At 70.1% G+C, this 17,867-nt stretch carries 17 protein-coding genes; 13 read left to right on the top strand and 4 right to left on the bottom strand.

Annotated features, from left to right (window positions below; translation table 11 throughout):
- Positions 1 to 4: 4 nt before the first annotated feature.
- Positions 5 to 637, top strand: a complete 633-nt coding sequence (locus WPS_RS11730) for a hypothetical protein (RefSeq protein ID WP_317994668.1) — start codon at positions 5 to 7, stop codon at positions 635 to 637.
- Positions 638 to 672: 35 nt separating this feature from the next.
- Positions 673 to 1,728, top strand: a complete 1,056-nt coding sequence (locus WPS_RS11725) for a threonine aldolase family protein (RefSeq protein ID WP_317994667.1) — start codon at positions 673 to 675, stop codon at positions 1,726 to 1,728.
- A 69-nt stretch (positions 1,729 to 1,797) separates the two neighbouring features.
- Here WPS_RS11725 and pyk read toward each other — a convergent pair whose 3' ends face one another.
- Positions 1,798 to 3,255, bottom strand: a complete 1,458-nt coding sequence (gene pyk, locus WPS_RS11720) for a pyruvate kinase (protein WP_317994666.1) — start codon at positions 3,253 to 3,255, stop codon at positions 1,798 to 1,800.
- Positions 3,256 to 3,390: 135 nt separating this feature from the next.
- Here pyk and WPS_RS11715 point away from each other — a divergent pair, with 135 nt between their 5' ends.
- The 10 genes from WPS_RS11715 (at position 3,391) to WPS_RS11675 (ending at position 14,033) form a co-directional block, all read left to right on the top strand.
- The gene (locus WPS_RS11715; protein ID WP_317994665.1) at positions 3,391 to 4,950 is read left to right on the top strand and encodes a hypothetical protein; all 1,560 of its coding nucleotides are present in this window, start codon (positions 3,391 to 3,393) and stop codon (positions 4,948 to 4,950) included.
- A 145-nt stretch (positions 4,951 to 5,095) separates the two neighbouring features.
- Positions 5,096 to 5,611, top strand: coding sequence for a ribosome maturation factor RimP (locus WPS_RS11710; RefSeq protein ID WP_317994664.1), 516 nt, complete (start codon positions 5,096 to 5,098; stop codon positions 5,609 to 5,611).
- Positions 5,608 to 6,828, top strand: a complete 1,221-nt coding sequence (gene nusA, locus WPS_RS11705) for a transcription termination factor NusA (protein WP_317994663.1) — start codon at positions 5,608 to 5,610, stop codon at positions 6,826 to 6,828. The genes WPS_RS11710 and nusA overlap by 4 nt, the downstream gene beginning before the upstream one ends.
- A complete protein-coding gene (locus tag WPS_RS18230) occupies positions 6,825 to 7,040 on the top strand; it encodes a YlxR family protein (protein WP_405054887.1) in 216 nt (71 codons plus the stop codon). Before nusA ends, WPS_RS18230 begins: the two co-directional genes overlap by 4 nt.
- Positions 7,041 to 7,114: 74 nt before the next feature.
- Positions 7,115 to 10,048, top strand: coding sequence for a translation initiation factor IF-2 (gene infB, locus WPS_RS11700; protein ID WP_317994662.1), 2,934 nt, complete (start codon positions 7,115 to 7,117; stop codon positions 10,046 to 10,048).
- 229 nt (positions 10,049 to 10,277) lie between these two features.
- Entirely contained in the window at positions 10,278 to 10,715 is a 438-nt protein-coding gene (gene rbfA / locus WPS_RS11695; RefSeq protein WP_317994661.1) for a 30S ribosome-binding factor RbfA, read from the top strand.
- Positions 10,708 to 11,700 carry a DHH family phosphoesterase gene (locus WPS_RS11690; RefSeq protein WP_317994660.1) on the top strand — a complete coding sequence of 331 codons (993 nt, stop codon included), beginning with the start codon at positions 10,708 to 10,710 and terminating at the stop codon, positions 11,698 to 11,700. The genes rbfA and WPS_RS11690 overlap by 8 nt, the downstream gene beginning before the upstream one ends.
- Positions 11,701 to 11,716: 16 nt before the next feature.
- Positions 11,717 to 12,583 (top strand): tRNA pseudouridine(55) synthase TruB, encoded by an 867-nt coding sequence (truB, locus tag WPS_RS11685; RefSeq protein WP_317994659.1) that lies wholly within the window; start codon positions 11,717 to 11,719, stop codon positions 12,581 to 12,583.
- Positions 12,580 to 13,500: a riboflavin biosynthesis protein RibF gene (gene ribF / locus WPS_RS11680; protein WP_317994658.1), complete on the top strand. Its 921-nt coding sequence runs from the start codon at positions 12,580 to 12,582 to the stop codon at positions 13,498 to 13,500. The genes truB and ribF overlap by 4 nt, the downstream gene beginning before the upstream one ends.
- A 44-nt stretch (positions 13,501 to 13,544) precedes the next feature.
- Positions 13,545 to 14,033 carry a TlpA family protein disulfide reductase gene (locus WPS_RS11675; protein WP_317994657.1) on the top strand — a complete coding sequence of 163 codons (489 nt, stop codon included), beginning with the start codon at positions 13,545 to 13,547 and terminating at the stop codon, positions 14,031 to 14,033.
- On the opposite strand, the gene WPS_RS11670 is transcribed toward WPS_RS11675, so the two are convergent.
- Genes WPS_RS11670 through WPS_RS11660 form a run of 3 tightly spaced genes read right to left on the bottom strand, consistent with a single transcriptional unit; the run spans position 14,014 to position 17,352 of the window.
- Positions 14,014 to 14,634, bottom strand: a complete 621-nt coding sequence (locus tag WPS_RS11670; RefSeq protein WP_317994656.1) for a hypothetical protein — start codon at positions 14,632 to 14,634, stop codon at positions 14,014 to 14,016. The two genes, WPS_RS11675 and WPS_RS11670, sit on opposite strands and share 20 nt — an antisense overlap.
- A complete protein-coding gene (locus WPS_RS11665; RefSeq protein WP_317994655.1) occupies positions 14,634 to 16,589 on the bottom strand; it encodes an ATP-dependent Clp protease ATP-binding subunit in 1,956 nt (651 codons plus the stop codon). Before WPS_RS11665 ends, WPS_RS11670 begins: the two co-directional genes overlap by 1 nt.
- A 43-nt stretch (positions 16,590 to 16,632) precedes the next feature.
- Entirely contained in the window at positions 16,633 to 17,352 is a 720-nt protein-coding gene (locus WPS_RS11660) for an SIMPL domain-containing protein (RefSeq protein ID WP_317994654.1), read from the bottom strand.
- A 127-nt stretch (positions 17,353 to 17,479) separates the two neighbouring features.
- On the opposite strand from WPS_RS11660, the gene WPS_RS11655 reads away from it, so the two are divergent.
- Entirely contained in the window at positions 17,480 to 17,743 is a 264-nt protein-coding gene (locus WPS_RS11655; RefSeq protein ID WP_317994653.1) for a GlsB/YeaQ/YmgE family stress response membrane protein, read from the top strand.
- Positions 17,744 to 17,867 lie beyond the last annotated feature (124 nt).

Here is a 17,867-nt window from a genome sequence, read left to right as displayed (position 1 = left end):
GACAATGCGGACGCTGCTGGGCGCTGCGCTCCTCGCCCTCGCTCCGCTCGGCGCGCTCGCCCAGGAGGAGCCGACGGTCGGCGGCGTGCTGGCCGCGCTCGCGGCGTCGCCCGATCAGCCGACTGCGTACAAGGCCTCCGTCGCGCTGCACGTGCGCCTGCGTGTCTTCCCGTTCATCCGCATGACGCTGCACGGCGACTCGTGGTACAAACGGCCCGGACTCTACCGCTTCGTCTTCCGCGGCGTCCCGCTGATCGCCAAGGCGTTCTCCGACATGAAGTACGATCTCGGTGATCCCGCGCAGTGGCCTTCGCGCTACGAGATCGCCTTCGCGCCGCAATCGACCGCGGCGCAGCCGGTCCTGCGGCTGACGCCCAAGACGCGGCTAATGGTGAAGACGCTCGACGTCACCGTCGATCCGCTGCGCGGCCGGATCCTGCGCGCGGTCTGGTCGCGCAATGACGGCGGCACGATCGCGCTGACGCAGACGTACGTGCCGAACCCGGCGACGCGCTCCGTCGTCACGCAGCAGTTCGCCACGATCGATCTGCCGCGCATGAAAGCCGAACTCGAAGCGGACTACGCCGACTTCGCCGCCGACGAGGGGACTGTCGGAAGCGCGACCGCCGCGCCGTAAGGAGCCGCGGCGCGCGAGCCGGAAGGCTCCGCGCGATGCAGACCGCCGACGCCCGCCGCGCCTTCGCCAGCGACAACAACGCGGGGGTGCACCCGGCCGTACTCGCGGCGATCGCCGACGCCAACGCCGGGCACGTCGCAGGTTACGGCGACGATCCGTACACCGAACGCGCGACGGCGGCGATCCGGCGGCTCGTCGGCGACGATGCGCAGGTGTTCTTCGCCTTCAACGGCACCGGCGCGAACGTGATCGCGCTCGCCGCGGCGCTGCGCCCGCACCAGGCGGTGATCTGTCCGCAGTTCGCGCACCTCAACGTCGACGAAGGCGGCGCCTTCGAGCGTTTCGCCGGCGCGAAGCTGATCGACGTTCCGGTCCATCACGGAAAGCTTACCCCCGACGACGTCGAGCGTCAGATGCACGGTATCGGCGATCCGCACCACGTCCAGCCCGCGGCGATCTCGATCTCGCAATCGACCGAGGTGGGGACGGTATACGCGATCTCGGAGCTGGGTGCGCTCGGCGACGTCGCGCGCAAGCACGGTTTGCTCTTTCACGTCGACGGCGCGCGGATCGCGAACGCCGCCGCCGCGCTGGGCGGCGATCTGCGCGCGATGCTGGTGGAGACCGGGGTCGACGTGTTCACGTTCGGCGGGACGAAGAACGGCCTGCTCTTCGGCGAGGCGGTCGTCTTCACGCGCCCGCATCCGGCGGCGGCGCTGCTGCCGTTCGTGCGCAAGCAGGGGATGCAGCTTGCCTCGAAGATGCGCTTCGTCGCCGCGCAGTTCGAGGCGCTGCTGGCCGACGGGTTGTGGCTCGAGAATGCGGCGCATGCGAACCGGATGGCGCGCCGGCTTGCGGCGCATCTCGCGCGCATCCGCGGGGTCCGGCTCGCGTATTCGGTCGACGCGAACGGCGTCTTCGTGCAGGTCCCGCGCGCGGCGATCGCGCCGCTGCAGGTCTCGCGCCGCTTCTACGTGTGGGACGACGAGGCGTCCGTGGTGCGCTGGATGTGCTCCTTCGACACGACCGAAGACGACGTCGACGACTTCGCCGCAGCCATCGACCGCGAAGTCCGCCCCCTGTCACGCTGAGCCTGTCGAAGCGCCGCCGCCTTCGTGCACGTCAAGGACGACGCTTCGACAAGCTCAGCGCGACGAGGCTTAGGGTGAGACGGGGAGGCGGTGGATTTTGAGGACGTTGGTACCGCCGGCGCCGACGGGCATCCCGCTGGTGATCGCGATCGTCTCGCCGGGCGCGGCGTGGCCTTCGGCGACGATCCGCGCTTCCGCGATTTCGATCAGCGTTTCGATGTAGCGGTACGACTGCACCACCGACGACTCCACGCCCCACACCACCGCCATCCGGCGAGCGACGTCTTCGAGCGGCGTGAGCGCGACGATCTTCGCACGCGGACGGAACGACGAGACGTAGCGCGCGGTGTTTCCCGTCGTGCTGCCGCTGACGATCAGCCGCAGGCCCAGCGTGTCGGCCGCGCGCACCGCCGACTCGGCGATCGACATCCCGATCTCGGCGTCGGTCTCGACCACCGACGACTCCGACGAGATGCGGCGCGCGCGCATCTCGAGGTGGGGGTAGTGTTCCTCGACGTGCAGCGCGATGCGCGCCATCGTGCGGACCGCTTCGAGCGGGTACGCGCCGCGCGCCGTCTCGCCTGAGAGCATCACCGCGTCGGTCCCGTCGAGGATCGCGTTCGCGACGTCGGTCGCCTCGGCGCGCGTCGGCCGCGGCGACGAGATCATCGACTCGAGCATCTGCGTCGCGGTGATCACCGGCTTCGAGACGCGGTTCGCGCGCGCGATCAGATCTTTCTGCGTCAGCGGGACGTCTTCGAGCGGGATCTCGATCCCCAGATCGCCGCGTGCGACCATGATCCCGTCGGCGGTCGCGAGGATCGCGTCGATGTGTTCGAGCGCCTCGTGCTTCTCGATCTTCGCGATCACCGGGATCGTGCGCTGCGCTTCGGCGATGCGTTCCTGCACGCAGCGCACGTCCTGCGCGGTGCGCACGAACGAGACCGCGACCCAGTCGACGCTCTGCGCGATCCCGAAGTCGAGATGCTCCAGATCGCGGTCGGTCACCGCGTCGAGCTCGAGCGTCCCGTCGGGATAGTTGATCCCCTGCTTCTCGCGCAGTTCGCCGCCGGTCTCGACCGTCGTCGTGATCCGGCCGCCGTCGACCGCGTCGATGTGCAGCGCGATCGCGCCGTCGGCGAGATAGATGCGCTTGCCGGGTTCGACGTCGCGCGCGAGGCCCGGATACGAGACCGAGACTTGATGCGCGTCGCCGTCGACGAGGTCGGTGCACAGGGTGAAGGTCGCGCCCGGCGCGAGCATCACCGAGCCCGTGCCGCCGGCGAAGGTGCCGGTGCGGACTTTCGGGCCGGGGAGATCCTGCAGCACTGCGACGTGCAGGCCGAGTTCGCGCGCGACGCGGCGCACGTCGGCGATCGTCGCCGCGTGCTCGTCGTGCGTTCCGTGCGAGAAGTTCAAGCGCACGACGTTGACGCCGGCGAGGAAGAGCGCGCGCAGCATCTCCGGGTCGCGCGAGGCGGGACCGACCGTGGCGACGATCTTCGTGCGTTTCGGCGGCGGCTGCATCGGCGCGCGGCGTTCCGCGAGTAGTCCGTTGGTCCTGCGGCTGGGAGAAATCACCGTCACATCGGCCAAAGGGCGCACGCTCTTTCCGCGCGCCTGCATGGTGTTCGACGCGGCAGAAGAAAGAGAGCGCCCGTCGTGACGCCGGAGTCGCCGCCGCCCGACGCCCACATCGAGCGGCCGTCGCGACGGCGCGATGTTGTCTCGCTGGGCGTCTCCCTCATCATCCACGCGCTGACCATCCTGGTTGCGCTGTGGCTTGCCGTGCCGACCGGCGAGACGACGAGCGAGGGGAGCATCACCGCCGACCGGATCGTCCTCGTATCGGCTCCGACGCCAACGCCGGTTCCGCCGGCCCCGACCGCGCCGCCCGCCCTCGCGGTGACGCCGACGCCCGCGCCTCCGCCCAGCCCCGTCCCGGTTCGGCCTGTCGTTCGCGTCCGGCCCACACCGAAACGCATCGCCTTGCCGCCGACCCCGCCGCCGAAGAAACACGAACTCGCGGTCCAGCGGCCGTCGGCGTCGCCGCAGCCGACGGCCGCGCCCACCGAGCCGCCGACGCTCCCCCCGACGATCCCGCCGACGGTCCGTCCCACGAGGGTGCCGACGGTCGCGCCGACCCCGCTTCTCGCGCTGGAAACCGCCCCGCCGACGGTGCCGCCCACCTTCAAGCCGACCGTCGCGCCGACGGTCCCGCCGACCGTCGCCCCGACGAAGCAGCCGACGGTCGCCCCGACCGTCGCGCCGACCCTGCCGCCGACGCTCGCCCCGACGGCCGCGCCGACCGTCCGCCCGACCACGGCCCCCACGGCGCCGCCGACCGCGGTCCCGGCGACGGCGGTGCCGACCGAGGCACCGACCCGTGCCCCGGCAACCTCCGCTCCGACGGCGCGAGCGACGGCGGCGCCCACCCTCCCCGCGGCGGTCGCGCAAGCCTCGACGGCGCCGACCGCAGCGCCCGGGACGCCGCGGCCGCTCGCGTCGGCCGCCCTCGCCGGGACGCCCCGGCCGGCTGGGACGACGGGTCCGCAGCCCGCGAGCGGCCCGAAGCCCGGTGCCTCCGCGCTGCCGGGCGCCTCCGCGTCGCCGGGCGCACCGGGTGCCGGCCGCGGGGCGACCCCGGGACCTGGGAGCGGCGCGCGGCCGGGAGCCCCCGGCTCGGCCCCCGCGGCGCCGCTCGGAACGGGGACGACGGCGAACCCGGCCGCACCGCCCGGCGCGGCCGCCGGGGCGAGCGCGCCGCCCGCCGGGTCCGGAAACTCGCTCAACGACAAACTCCGCGGCCTGCTCCCGCACGGCGCGGTCGACACCTACCGCAGTTACGGCAACAGCGGGATCGACCCCGCGACGGTCGCCGCCGAGTACGAGAAGCTCGTCGCGGTCCCGCTCGAGATCCTCGCCAAGACCTTCGGGATACTCCGCACGCCGCGGACCGCGCGCAACCCCGATTCGGTATCCTACGTGTACGAGCGCAAGCGTGACGCCTTCGGGCGCGAGGTCTGCATCGCGTTCACGATCGTCGACCACCCGCTGCTGCCGCCGCCCGGCCGGTTCGATCCGAACAAGGCCCAGTTCCCCGACCGCAACCCCGATCTCAAGCCCGAGGTGATCGAACGGCACGCGATCTCGTGCAACGACCCGCGGATCCGGGCCGTGACGCCGGGTTCGCTCCAAACCCCGGTGCCCCGCCACCCGTAGTGGCCGGCGCGGGTTGCACGAATCGGCACCGCCGTCGTATGATCTCGGTTGGAGTTGACGCTGGAAGCGTGGGCACTGCCCGCGCTTCTCTGTTGTAAGAGCAAAGGATCGTACTGACGCCGGGATGCGGATGAAGGGAGGGGCGATGGACGGAACGGAGCCGCAGGGTCTGTTCACCGAAGCCTTCAAGCGGGTCGTGCACGCGCTGCCGCATCAGCCGGAGTTCCGGGACGTGGAAGTCGTCGCAACTAGCGCGCAGCGGCACCGCCGCGATACCGCGCTGCACGTGACCGTCGATCGCGAGGGCGGCGTCGACGTCGCGACCTGCGAGCGGATCGCCGCCCGGATCAACGCCGCGCTCGACGCCTTCCCCGATCCCTACACGCTGGAGATCGAGTCGGCCGGTCTCGATCGCCCGCTGACGAAACCCTCCGACTACGAGCGCTTCGCCGGACGCGCCGCCAAAGTCGTCACCACGCTCGCGATCGGCGGCGCGAAGACGCACCGCGGAACCCTCGAGGGCGTCCGCGGCACCAACGTGATCCTCACCCGCGACGGCAGCGAACTGCCGATCCCGCTCGCGGTCGTCAAATCGGCAAACTTGGAATACGACGTACGCGCCGACCTCCAGCGCGCGAAACAACGAGAGAAACGGAAATGAACGCAGAGATGATCGCGGCGCTCCGCGAGATCGAAAACGAACGCAACATCAGCTTCGAGTCGCTGCTCGAGGCGCTCGAAGCCGCGCTCATTTCCGCGTACAAGCGCAACTTCGGCGGCGAAGCGAACGCGATCGTCACGATCGACCGCCAGACCGGCGACTATCAGGTCTATCACCGCCGCAACGTCGTCGCCGACGACGAAGTGCAAGATCCCAAGCTCGAGATCGCCAAGAGCGAGGCGGGTTCGCGCTACGAGCCCGGCGACTTCTACGACGAGGTCGTGACGCCGCGCGATTTCGGGCGCATCGCCGCGCAGACCGCCAAGCAAGTCATCGTGCAGCGCATCCGCGAAGCAGAGCGCGACACCGTCTACAACACGTACTCGGCGAAACTGCACGACATCGTGCTGGGCACGGTGCAGCGCTACGAGCAGCGCAACATGTACGTCCTGCTCGACGATCGCAAGACCGAAGCGCTGCTTCCGTTTTCCGAACAGGTGCCGCGCGAGAACTACCGCATCAACGACCGCATCCGCGCCTACGTGCTCGACGTGCGCAAGACCAACAAGGGCCCGCTGGTCGTGCTCTCGCGTGCCGCCGAAGGTCTCGTGCAGCGGCTGATCGAGTTCCAGGTCCCGGAGATCCAGGACGACATCGTCGAGATCATGGCGATCGCGCGCGAGCCCGGCGCCCGCACGAAGGTCGCGGTCACCTCGAAGCGGCCGGAGATCGACGCGGTCGGCGCGTGCCTGGGGCCGAAGTCGTCGCGGGTCGCGAACGTCTCGGACGAACTGCGCGGCGAGAAGATCGACGTGATCCGCTGGGCTCCCGATCTGCCGACCTTCATCGCCAACGCGCTCGCGCCGGCGAAGGTGCTCGGCGTCGAGCTGTTCGAGGAAGAGGGGATCGGGCTGGTCACCGTTCCCGACCACCAGCTCTCGCTGGCGATCGGGCGCGAGGGTCAGAACGTGCGGCTCGCAACGCGCCTCACGGGCTGGCACCTCAACATCACCAGCGACTCGGAAGCCGCCGAAACCCGCGAGCGCTACCTTGCCGAACGCGAGGCGCGCGCGGCCGGGACGACGGTCGAGGAGGGCGAGCCGGAGAGCGTCGAGGTGCTCGCCGAGGGCGAAGAGGCCGAAGAGGCGGCGATCGATCAGGACGAGCTGCTGCGCCGGCTCGAGGAGTTCAAGCGGGAGATGTTCACGAACGAATGATTCCCGCCCGAACGTGCGTCGGCTGCCGGACGGTCTTCCCGCAGCCGGCGCTGCGCCGCTTCACGCGCGGCGCGGACGGCCGCTGGACGGCCGACGCGGGGCGACGCGCCGACGGGCGCGGGACCTATCTGTGTTCGCGCGCCTGTGCGGAACGGGTTGCAAAGAACAAACGTTATCCGGGGTTCAATGTCGAAGCTCTGCTACAATGGTGACCCCGGGTCACGGAGACTTCGGAATGAAATAAGGGCGGTGGCGCCCGCGTTGGCGCCGTTTCTAGAAGGATTGCATGGCAACCGGTAAACCCAGGATTTTCGAGCTCGCCAAAGAGCTCGGCATGACCTCGAAAGACCTCCTCGCGCTGTTCGGGCGCCTGGGTCTCGAGGCGAAGAACCAACTCAGCGTCGTCGAGCCGAAGGTCGCCGACCTCCTGCGCGCACAGCTGAAGGGCGCCAAAGCCGCGCCCAAGGCCAAGCCCGCCGCCGCGTCCGCGCCGGCTCCGGTTGCCGTTGCGCAGGCCGCCCCGCCTGCGGCGCCCCCGGTTGCGCAGGCCGCCCCGGTCGCCGCCGCTCCGGCTGCGCCGTCGCCTGCCGCGCCCGTCGCCCCGGCGGCCCCGCCCGCGCCGGCGAACGGCGTCGCGGCCTCGGCGCCGCCCGCGGAATCGCCGGCGCCTAGCTCGCCGGCCGTGACGCCGTCGGCTCCCTCCGCACCGTCCGGCAAGCCCGCTGCGCCGTCCGCTCCGGTTCCGCAACTGCGCCCGGTGCCCAACGCGCCGGTGCGCCGCGCCGCGCCGCCCACGCAGCAGCCGGCCGCGCCCGCGGCCGAGATGCCTGCGGCCGCCGCGCCGGCCGCCGCCACACCGCAGGGAACGTCCGCCGCGCCGCCGCGCCCCGGCGTCGTCCCGCGTCCCGGCCAGCCCGGCCCGCTGCCGCCGCGCCGCCCGAGCGCTCCGAACGAACCGATCCCGACCCTGCAACCGGTCCCCTCGGGCCAGTCGTCAATCCGTCCCCCGCGTCCGCCCGCCCGGCCGCTCAACCCGCCGGGCCAGGGGAACGGGCAGATCCCCGGCCGCCCCGGCGTCGCGCCACGGCCCGGTCAGGGCGGCCCCGGTCAGTATCAGCAGCCCCGTCCCGGCACGCCGGGAGCGCAGGGCGCGGGGCCCGGCGCGCCGCGCCGGCCGGCCGGCAACGGTCCGTTCCGCCCGATCCCGGGCGCGACCGCGCCCGGCGGTGCCCGTCCGTTCACGCCGCGTCCCGGCGGCCCGATGTCGCCGCCGAGCGGCGGCGGCCCGTCGCCGTCCTCCGGAGCACCCGGCGGACGTCCCGGCGGCCGCGGCCGCTCGACGCGCGAACAGCTCGAAGCGAAGAAGGCCCGCGATGCGGAGATGCTGCTCGAGAAGCAGCGCCGCCGCAAAGGCGGCGCGGATTACGAACGCCATGACGATCCGTCGAAGAAGCTCGAATCGATCGAGATCCCCGACGTGCTCACGGTGCAGGAGCTCGCGACTTCGATGATCGTCCCGGCCGCGGACGTCATTCGCGAGCTCATCCGCATGGGCACGATGGCGACGATCAACCAGAACATCTCGTCGGATCAGGCGATCGCGGTCGCGCGCAAGTTCGGCTTCAACGCGATCGTCAAGGAAGCCGGCGAAGAAGTCGTCGTCGAGCAGGAAGAGGACAAGCCGGAGATGCTGCAGCCGCGGCCGCCGGTCGTCACCGTCCTCGGTCACGTCGACCACGGCAAAACCTCGCTCCTCGACCGCATTCGCGCGGCGAACGTCGCGGGCGGCGAAGCGGGCGGGATCACGCAGAAGATCGGCGCGTACACCGTCTCGCAGGACGGGCGCCCGATCACGTTCATCGACACACCGGGTCACGAAGCGTTCACGGCGATGCGCGCGCGCGGTGCGAAGGTCACCGACGTCGCGATCCTCGTCGTCGCGGCCGACGACGGCGTGATGCCGCAGACGCGCGAAGCGATCTCGCACATCAAGGCCGCCAACGTGCCGATCGTCGTCGCGATCAACAAGATGGACAAGGAAGACGCGCAGCCCGATCGCGTCAAGCAGCAGCTCACCGAAGAAGGTCTGCAGCCCGTCGAATGGGGCGGGAAGATCGAGATGGTCCCCGTCTCGGCGCGCACCGGGAACAACATCGCGCAGCTGCTCGAGACCGTGCTGCTCGAAGCCGATCTCAAGGAACTCAAAGCCAACCCGCACCGGCGCGCCAGCGGCGTCGTCATCGAATCGGCGCTCGATCGCGGCCGCGGTCCGGTCGCGACGGTGCTCGTGCAGACGGGAACGCTGCGGGTCGGCGACGTCGTGGTCGTCGGGCCGACGTACGGCAAGATCCGCGCGCTGATCGACGACAAGGGCAAGCAGACGAAGAAGGCCGGACCGTCGGTTCCCGTCGAGATCATGGGCCTGGGCGACGTCCCGTCGGCGGGCGACACGCTCATGGTCGTCTCCGATGAAAAGACGGCTCGCGAAGCGGCCGCGAAACGGTCGACGAAACGCCGCGACGTCCGCATGGCGGCGAGTGCCGGGGGCGCACGCGTCTCGCTCGAGACGTTCATGCAGATGCCGGCCGACAGCGGTCAAAAGACGCTCAACCTCATCCTCAAAGCCGACGGTCAAGGTTCGGTCGAAGCGCTCCGCTCGCGGGTGGAATCGCTCTCGACGTCCGAGGTCGACATCCGCGTCATCCTCGCCGGCGTCGGCGGGATCACCGAAAACGACGTCAACCTCGCCTCGGCCTCGAACGCGGTGCTGATCGGGTTCAACATCCGGCCCGACGAAGCGGTCAAACGCCTCGCCGAATCGGACCAGGTCGATCTGCGCTTCTACCAGGTCATCTACGACGTCGAAAACGATCTGAAAAAAGCGATGGTCGGGATGCTGGCGCCGAAGTTCCGCGAAGTCGTGCTCGGCCGCGCGGAGGTTCGCGAGATCTTCAAGGTCTCGAAGGTCGGCACGATCGCCGGCTGCTACGTGCAGAGCGGGAAGATCACGCGCAACTCGAAGGTGCGCGTCCTTCGCGACGCGGCGGTCGTCTTCGACGGCGAGATCGAGTCGCTGCGGCGCTTCAAGGACGACGTGCGCGAAGTCAACGAGAACTTCGAGTGCGGCATCCAAGTTGCGCGCTTCGCCGACCTCAAAGCGGGCGACGTTATCGAGGCTTGGACCTCCGAACTCGTCGCCCCGGAACTCCAGCCGGCCTAATGCTGGACGTGGTGGCGGGCGTGGGCGGCGCGTGTGAGGCTGCTCCGGGGACGCCCGCGATTTTCCATCCATGGAAAATCGCTGCTCGGTCGACAATTCGCTCTCGCCATCCTGGCTTCGCGAATTGCTCGAACGCCCCGGCGCGGCCTCACACGCGCCGCCCACGCCGGCACGATCCTGTATCAGGTCGCCACTCCGGTGATGGACCGAGCGCAGCGAAATCTTCCGCGTGCCGTCAGGTCGTTGCGAGGGCGCGTCGGGGGGCCCCGCGCGCGAGCGTGGGGGGCGCGCAGCAAGAGCGGAGCGTCGTGCAACCGTGAAGCAGCAGCGGCAGGCGAAGATCGATCATGAGATCCAGCGGGCGCTGGCGAAGATCATCGGCGAGGATCTCAAGGATCCAAGGTTGGGGTTTGTGACGGTGGTGCGCTGCGAGATCACGCAGGATATGAAGCATTGCAAGGTCTTCGTCTCGATCATCGGCGACCGGCATGTGGCGCGTCAGACGATGGATGCGCTCGCGAGCGCGTCGCGGTTTTTGCGGGGCGAGCTTGGGAACGCGATCGACCTGCGGTACACGCCGGAACTCACGTTCGTCGAGGATCGGACGACCGAGAGGGCGATCGCGCTGCACAAGACGCTGGAGCGTGCCAAGGTGATCGATGAGTAGCGCCGAGACGACCGTCGCAGAGTCGAATACCACCGACGAAGTCGTCGCGGAGCTGCGGCGCCGTTCGTCGTTCGTGTTCGTTTCGCACGTGAAGCCGGACGGCGATACGCTCGGCGCGGGGCTCGCGTTAGGGCTCGCGCTCAAGCAGCTCGGCAAGCGCGTCGCGTATTTTCAGCAGGATCCCGTCCCGCGCAACCTGCGTTTTCTGCCGGACTCGGAGGACGTGACGCGAGACGTCGCGGCGGATCTGCCCGCGGATACGCTGTGGGTGTTCTGCGACATGAGCGATTTCACGCGGGCCGGCGAGTATCTCCCGGCGATCCCGCGCGAGCACATGCTCGACATCGATCATCACCTCGGCAACTCGCACTTCGGCGCGTTCAATTACGTGCTCCCGACCGAGGCTTCGACGGGGACCTGCGTCCTGCGGCTGCTGCACGCGCTGGGCGTGACGATCACGCCCGAGATCGCGACCTGCATCCTCACCACGATCATGACCGATACCGGCGCGTTCATGCACACGAACACGACGCCCGCGGTGCTGCGGATGTCGGCGGAGATGATCGAACTCGGTGCCGACAAGCCGCTGATCACCGATCAGATCTTCGCGAATAAGCGCTTCGCGGCGACGAAACTGCTCGGGATGGCGCTCGAACGCGCAGTGCTCGACGACGACGGCCGGTTTTGCTGGACGTACGTCGACGAGGCGATGCTGCGCGAAGCGAACGCCGACGGCGAAGACACCGAAGAGATCGTCCAGCATCTGCGCGCGGTCGACGGCGTCGAATGCGCGGCGCTGTTCAAAGACTACGAGGGCGCGGTGCGCGTGAGCCTGCGATCGCGCGGCCGCATCAACGTACAGGCCGCGGCGGCGATGCTCGGCGGCGGCGGCCACTTCATGGCGTCCGGCTTGACCTATCCCGAGCGGGACCTGCGCAAAGCGGTCGACGGCGTGCACGCGGCGCTGCGCGCGCAGGGGTTGTAGAACCGCCCGTCTGATCGTGCTCGGCTTCGTCAACCTGTTCAAGCCGGCGGGACCGTCGTCGACGCAGTTCGGCGCGCGTCTGCGTCGCGTCTACCGCGATCCGGCCGGGAAGCTCGCGATCGGACATGTGGGCACGCTCGATCCGCAGGCGGCGGGCGTCCTTCCGATCGCGCTCGGCAGGGCGACGCGACTGATCCCCCTCATCACCGACCGGCGCAAGCGGTACGTGTGCACGCTGGTGCTCGGACGTGCGACGACGACCGGCGATGCGACCGGCGAGACACTCGTGGAACGCGACGTTCCGCCGGACGTCGACGCGCGGCTCGACGCGGCGCTGCCGTCGTTCATCGGCGCGGTGCAGCAGATCCCGCCGATGTTCAGCGCCGTCAAGAGCGGCGGCAGGCGGCTCTACGATCTCGCGCGCGCCGGGACGACGGTCGAACGCAAGCCGCGCACGATCACCATCTACGCGATCGCCGTGCTGGGCCGCGACGCGAACGTCGTGCGGCTGCGCATCGCCTGCAGTGAAGGGACGTACGTGCGTACGCTGTGCGAGGATCTCGCTGCGGCGTGCGGGACCGTCGGTCACATGGGCGCGCTGCTGCGCGAGGCGTCGGGGCCGTTCGTGCTCTCCGAGGCGCTCACGTACGACGAGGTCGAGCGCGACCCCGGCGGCGCGCTGATCTCGCCCGAGCGCGTCATCCCGATCCCGACCGTCGTCCTCGACGCGCGGCTCGCGACGGATTTTCGCGCCGGCCGGCTCGTCCCGCTCGCCGAACCGCCGCCCGACAAGCACGTCTTCGTGCGCGACTCGTCGCGCGTGCTCGTCGGCGTCGGGGAGACCGTCGGCGCGCTGCTCGCGCCGCGCAAGGTCTTCGTGTGAAAGTCCACCACGCGTTGCCCGATCGTGCGCCGGATCGTCCGCGCGTCGTCGCGATCGGCGTCTTCGACGGCTTCCATCTCGGCCATCAGGCGATCGTGCGCGCCGCGCTGCGCGAGCGGCGGGCCGGCGAGCGCAGCGCCGTGCTGACCTTCCGCGAGCATCCGTCGGCGTTCTTGCGGCCCGGTCAAGAACCGCCGATGATCGCGACGCTCGAAGAACGGGTCAACGCGTTCGCGCGCGCCGGCGTCGACGAAGCATACGTCCTGCCGTTCGATGCCGCGATCGCCTCGCTGACGCCGGCGCAGTTTCTCGACGAGACGCTCGCGGGGCGGATCGGCGCGCGCGCGATGGTCGTCGGCGAACACTTCCGCTTCGGACACAAGCGCGCCGGCGACGTGCCGTTCGCGACATCGTACTTCGCGGCGCAAGGCCGCACGGCGATCGGCGTTCCCAATGCGCTCGCCGACGGCGAGAGGGTCTCGAGCACGCGGATCCGCGCGGCACTCCAGGCCGGCGACGGCGAGACCGCAGACCGCCTGCTGGGCGCGCCCTACGCGGTGCGCGGAACGGTGACGTTCGGTGCGGGCCGCGGACACGATCTGGGCTTCCCGACCGCCAACGTCGCCGTCCCGGCGAACAAACTGCTCCCGCCCGACGGCGTGTATCGCATCATCGGCCGCCACGACGGCCGCAACTACCCGGGGCTGGTCTCGATCGGGACGAATCCGACCTTCGACGGCCGCGAGCGCACCGTCGAAGCCTGGCTGCTTGATTTCAACGGCGCGCTATACGGCGAAGAACTCGCGCTGCGCGCCTTCCGCTTCGTGCGCGCGCAGCGCCGCTTCGATTCGGTCGACGAGCTGATCGCGCAGATGCACGAGGACGCCGCAGCGGTGAAATTCCCGAGCGTGGTCTAATGCGCAGAGGTAACTTTCCGCCGTTTGCGGGCGTTGTATCGGGCGTGCGATTCCTTCCGATCGCGGCGGCCGCCGCGCTGGCGTTCATCCCGCTGACCGCACTCGCCGTCCCGCAGAAGGGTCAGCCGGCGCCGGCGTTCGCGCTGAAGTCACCCGACGGCAAGCCGGTGACGCTCGCGAGCGTGAAAGGGAAGCCGGTCTATCTGAACTTCTATGCGTCGTGGTGCGGGCCGTGCAACGCCGAAGCGCCGTCGATCAAGAGACTGCGGGCGAAGTACGCGCCGCGCGGCCTGCAGGTGCTGGGGATCGACGAACTCGACGCGCCCGGGCAAGCCGTCGCGTTTCAGAAGAAGTACGACAACCCGTATGGCGTGGTCGCCGTCGACGAGAGCGGCGAGGTCGGCAAGACGTATGGCGCCATCGCGATGCCGGTGCACGTGTTCATCAATCGCCGCGGCGTCGTGCGGACCTATCGTCTCGGGGAAATGAACCCGGTCGAGATCGAGACCGCGATCAAGGACGCGCTGAAGTAGCCGCCGCGCACAGATCGACCGCGGCACGCGCGTCGCTGCGCACTTCGATGTAACGGCCGCCGCGCGCAGCGCCCTGCGCAGACGAAAGTTTCGCGGCCGCCGCAGCCGTGTTCGGCGAGCGGAGCGCGGCGCAGTTCGCAACTGCACCGCGCGCCTGCGCGACGAACGCATCGGCGTCGACCTGCGCGACGCTCCCGCCGGCGGGCGGAAACGGCGCGGTCTGCAGTGCGCTCGTCTGCGGGATCGTCGAACGCAGCTCCGGGATGACGAGCGGAGCCGCGCGATTCGCCGCGATCAGCGCTTGCCCCGCCTGCGCGCGCGCGTTGGCGAGGTCGCCGACGTTGTAACGCTGCACCGCGTGCTGGTACGAAAGCGCGGCGGCGGCACCGGCTTGCGGGTTCGTCGCGTTCGCGCGCGCCGTCGCGAGCATTGCATCGAAGATCAGATTCGCGGTCGCGTTCGCGCCGGGCTGCGGCGGCGTCGTGAGCGGAACGGTCTGCCCCGCCGCGCCTGCCGCGAGCGCGAGCGTCAGCGGGCCGGCGGCGGCGAACGTCCGCGCGCCGGCGGCGGCGAACGTCCGCGCACCGGCAAGCATCCGCATCACGCCGCTTCGACCGTGATCGCGCTTCCGTCGTAGTCGACGCGCGCGGTGTGGCCGCTCGCAATGCGCCCGCGCAGGATCGCCTCGGAGAGCGGGGTGGTCACGTGGCGTGAGATCGCGCGCGCAACGTACCGCGCGCCGCTGCCCTGCGCCGCGCTTTCGTCGGCGAGGAACCGCCGCGCGCGCTCGGAGAGATCGAGCCGCATCGCATGGGCGCCGACGCGGTCGGCGAGCAGCGCCACCTGCAGCTCGACGATCCGTTCGATCTGCGCGGGCCCGAGCTCGGCGAACACGATCACTTCGTCGATGCGGTCGATCAATTCGGGCCGCAGCGTCGATTCGAGCTCCTCGCGTTCGAGGTTCGACGTCAGCACGACGATCGCGTGACGGAAGTCGATGGTGCGGCCTTTGGCGTCGGTGACCCGCCCGTCGTCGAGGATCTGCAGCAGGATCGCGGCGACGTCCGGGTGCGCCTTCTCGATCTCGTCGAAGAGTACGACGGAGTAGGGACGGCGCCGGATCGGTTCGGTGAGCTGGCCCGGTTCCTCGTGCCCTTGATAGCCGGGCGGCGCGCCGATCAGACGAGAGATCGTGTGCGACTCGGTGTATTCGGAAAGATCGAGCCGGATCAGCGCATCGTCGGTGCCGAACAGCGCGTGCGCGAGCGCGCGGGCGAGTTCGGTCTTCCCGACGCCGCTGGGGCCGATGAACAGAAACCCGCCGACCGGCTTGCGCGGATCCTTCAATCCGGCGCGCGCGCGGCGGATCGCTTCGGCGACGGCGCGGACCGCGGCGTCCTGACCGATCACGCGCGCCTCGAGCTGTTCCTCCAGCGCGAGGAGGCCGGCGCGCTGTGCGTCGGTGATCGTCCCTTGCGGGATCCCCGTCCAGCGCGAGACGACGGCGGCGACGCGCTCGACGTCGACCGTGCGTTCGCTGCGCATCGCGGCGGTCGCCGCCGCTTCGTCGACGACGTCGATCGCTTTGTCGGGGAGATAGCGATCGGCGATGTAGCGCGCGGATAGCGAGGCCGCGGCTTCGAGCGCGGCGTCTTCGATCGTCACGCCGTGGTGCGCGGCGTATTTGGGACGCAGGCCGCGCAGGATTGAGACCGTCTGCTCGATCGTCGGCTCGTCGACCTGCACCGGCTGGAAACGGCGCTCCAGCGCGGCGTCGGACTCGACGTACTTACGGTATTCGTCGAACGTCGTCGCGCCGATGCACTGCAGTTCGCCGCGCGCGAGTTCGGGTTTGATCATCGAGCTCAGGTCGAGCGAACCTTCGGCTGCGCCGGCGCCGACGAGCGTGTGCAGCTCGTCGATGAACAGGATGATGTCGCGGCCCGCGCGCTTCACCTCGTCGAGGATGCGCTTCACGCGGCTCTCGAACTCGCCGCGGTATTTGGTGCCGGCGACGAGCGGTCCGAGAGAGAGCGCGAGCACGCGCTTCTCGCGCAGCGCCTGCGGGACGTCGCCGCGCGCGATCCGCTGGGCCAGCCCTTCGACGATCGCCGTCTTGCCGACGCCGGGTTCGCCGATGAGCACCGGATTGTTCTTGCTGCGGCGCGCCAGGATCGAGACGACCCGTTCGACTTCGTCGTCGCGCCCGATCACCGGGTCGAGCTCGTTTTTCTTCGCCGCGTCGGTGAGATCGCGCGAGTACTGGGCGAGCGTGCTCGGCCCCGTGCTGAAGACCCGTCCGAGTCCGCCGAGCGACGGCGAGGGAGGAGGCTCGCTGCGCGGATTCTGCCGCCGGGCGTAACTGTCGACCGCGACCGCGGCGCCCCCGACCAGTGCCACCGCCGCGGCGGCCACGCCCAGGAAGGTCAGCGGCGCGCGGCGCCGCCGCCGCGCGCAGTCCTCGCAGACCTCGGCCTCAACCCAGCGCCCGCCGCGCAGCGCGTAGTCGTGAACTTCGGCCGGCTTCGCGCGGCAGACCTCGCAGGTTGCGGTCATCGTCTCTCCACCTACCCCGGGCGATGCGGCGCGGTTTCGGCGTTCAGGGAGCGATCTGGTACGTGACGTCGACCGTGGCGGTGACGGTGAGGTCGCTGGCCGGAATCTCGGTGGGAACCGGCCCAACGGCCATGCGCGCGGCGAACGGGACAGGGCGGGGCGTGACGCCGCCCGGCGCGGCGTCGATGCGCGCGATCCGCACGATGCGCACGTGCGCTGCCTCGGCGAGCGCGCGCGCCTGCGCGTCGGCGTCTGCGACGGCGAGCGCCTGCGCAGCGCGATACGCGCCGCGCTGATCGCGCAGCGTGAAGCCGACCGCGTTCACGCCGGTCGCGCCGCCGGCGACTCCCGCGTCGACGATCGCGCCGGCCTGCTCCACGCGATCGGTCGTCACGGTCATGTCGCGGCTCACGACGTACCCGTAACGCTGGCCGAACTGCGGGTTCGGCTGCGGCGGACGCGGATTGTAGTTCAGGTTGAACGACGTCGTCTTGATCGCCGACTGCGGGATGCCGAGCGCGGCGATCTTCGCGACGACCGCGCCGTAGGCGGCGTTGTTCGCCGACGTCGCTTTCGCCGCAACGGGGTCGTCGGTGACGACCGCGAGCGTCACGACCGCACGATCCGGCGCCCGATCGACGCTGCCTTGGCCTCCCACGACGATCGTCGCGGCGCGCGGCCCGGGCGGCGCCGTCTGCGCGCCCGCGGGGCCTATGGCTGCCAGCGTCGCGACGGCCGCGGCGATCAAAAATCGGCTCTTCATCGTACCTACACAACGAAACGGGCGGCTGTTCCGTGACCGTTTCGTGGGCCACCTTCCAGGGAAGGTCTTAAGGGCCATCGCGGCGGTGCGCCGCACTCCAAGACACCGGAAAGGGACACACCACCAAATGAGCATTCTAGCCTGGCTGATCGTGGGTCTGATCGCAGGGTTCCTCGCGAAGTACGTCGTGCCCGGTGAGGGCCCCGGCGGGATCCTCGGCGACATCATCATCGGTATCATCGGCGCCTTCATCGGCGGCTGGGTCTTCAACGCGTTCGGCCACACCGGTGCCACCGGCCTGAACATCTGGAGCATCCTGGTCGCGTTCGTCGGCGCAGTGATCCTGCTGTTCATCATCCGCGCCGTCACCGGCCGTCGCGCCACCCACTGATCCGCGCGACAACGGTTCGCGAAACGCCCTCTGCGGCGACATCGGCGCTCGTCCTCTCGGACGGGCGCTCTTCGTCGTTTGCGTCGCGGAGCTTCCGCCTTTTGTCGGTAGGAGCCGTCCCCTC

The organism is Vulcanimicrobium alpinum, from assembly GCF_027923555.1.
GTDB lineage: Bacteria > Vulcanimicrobiota > Vulcanimicrobiia > Vulcanimicrobiales > Vulcanimicrobiaceae > Vulcanimicrobium > Vulcanimicrobium alpinum.
The sequence above is the reverse complement of the archived record's forward strand: the minus strand, read 5'-3'. Positions and strand labels throughout refer to the sequence as shown.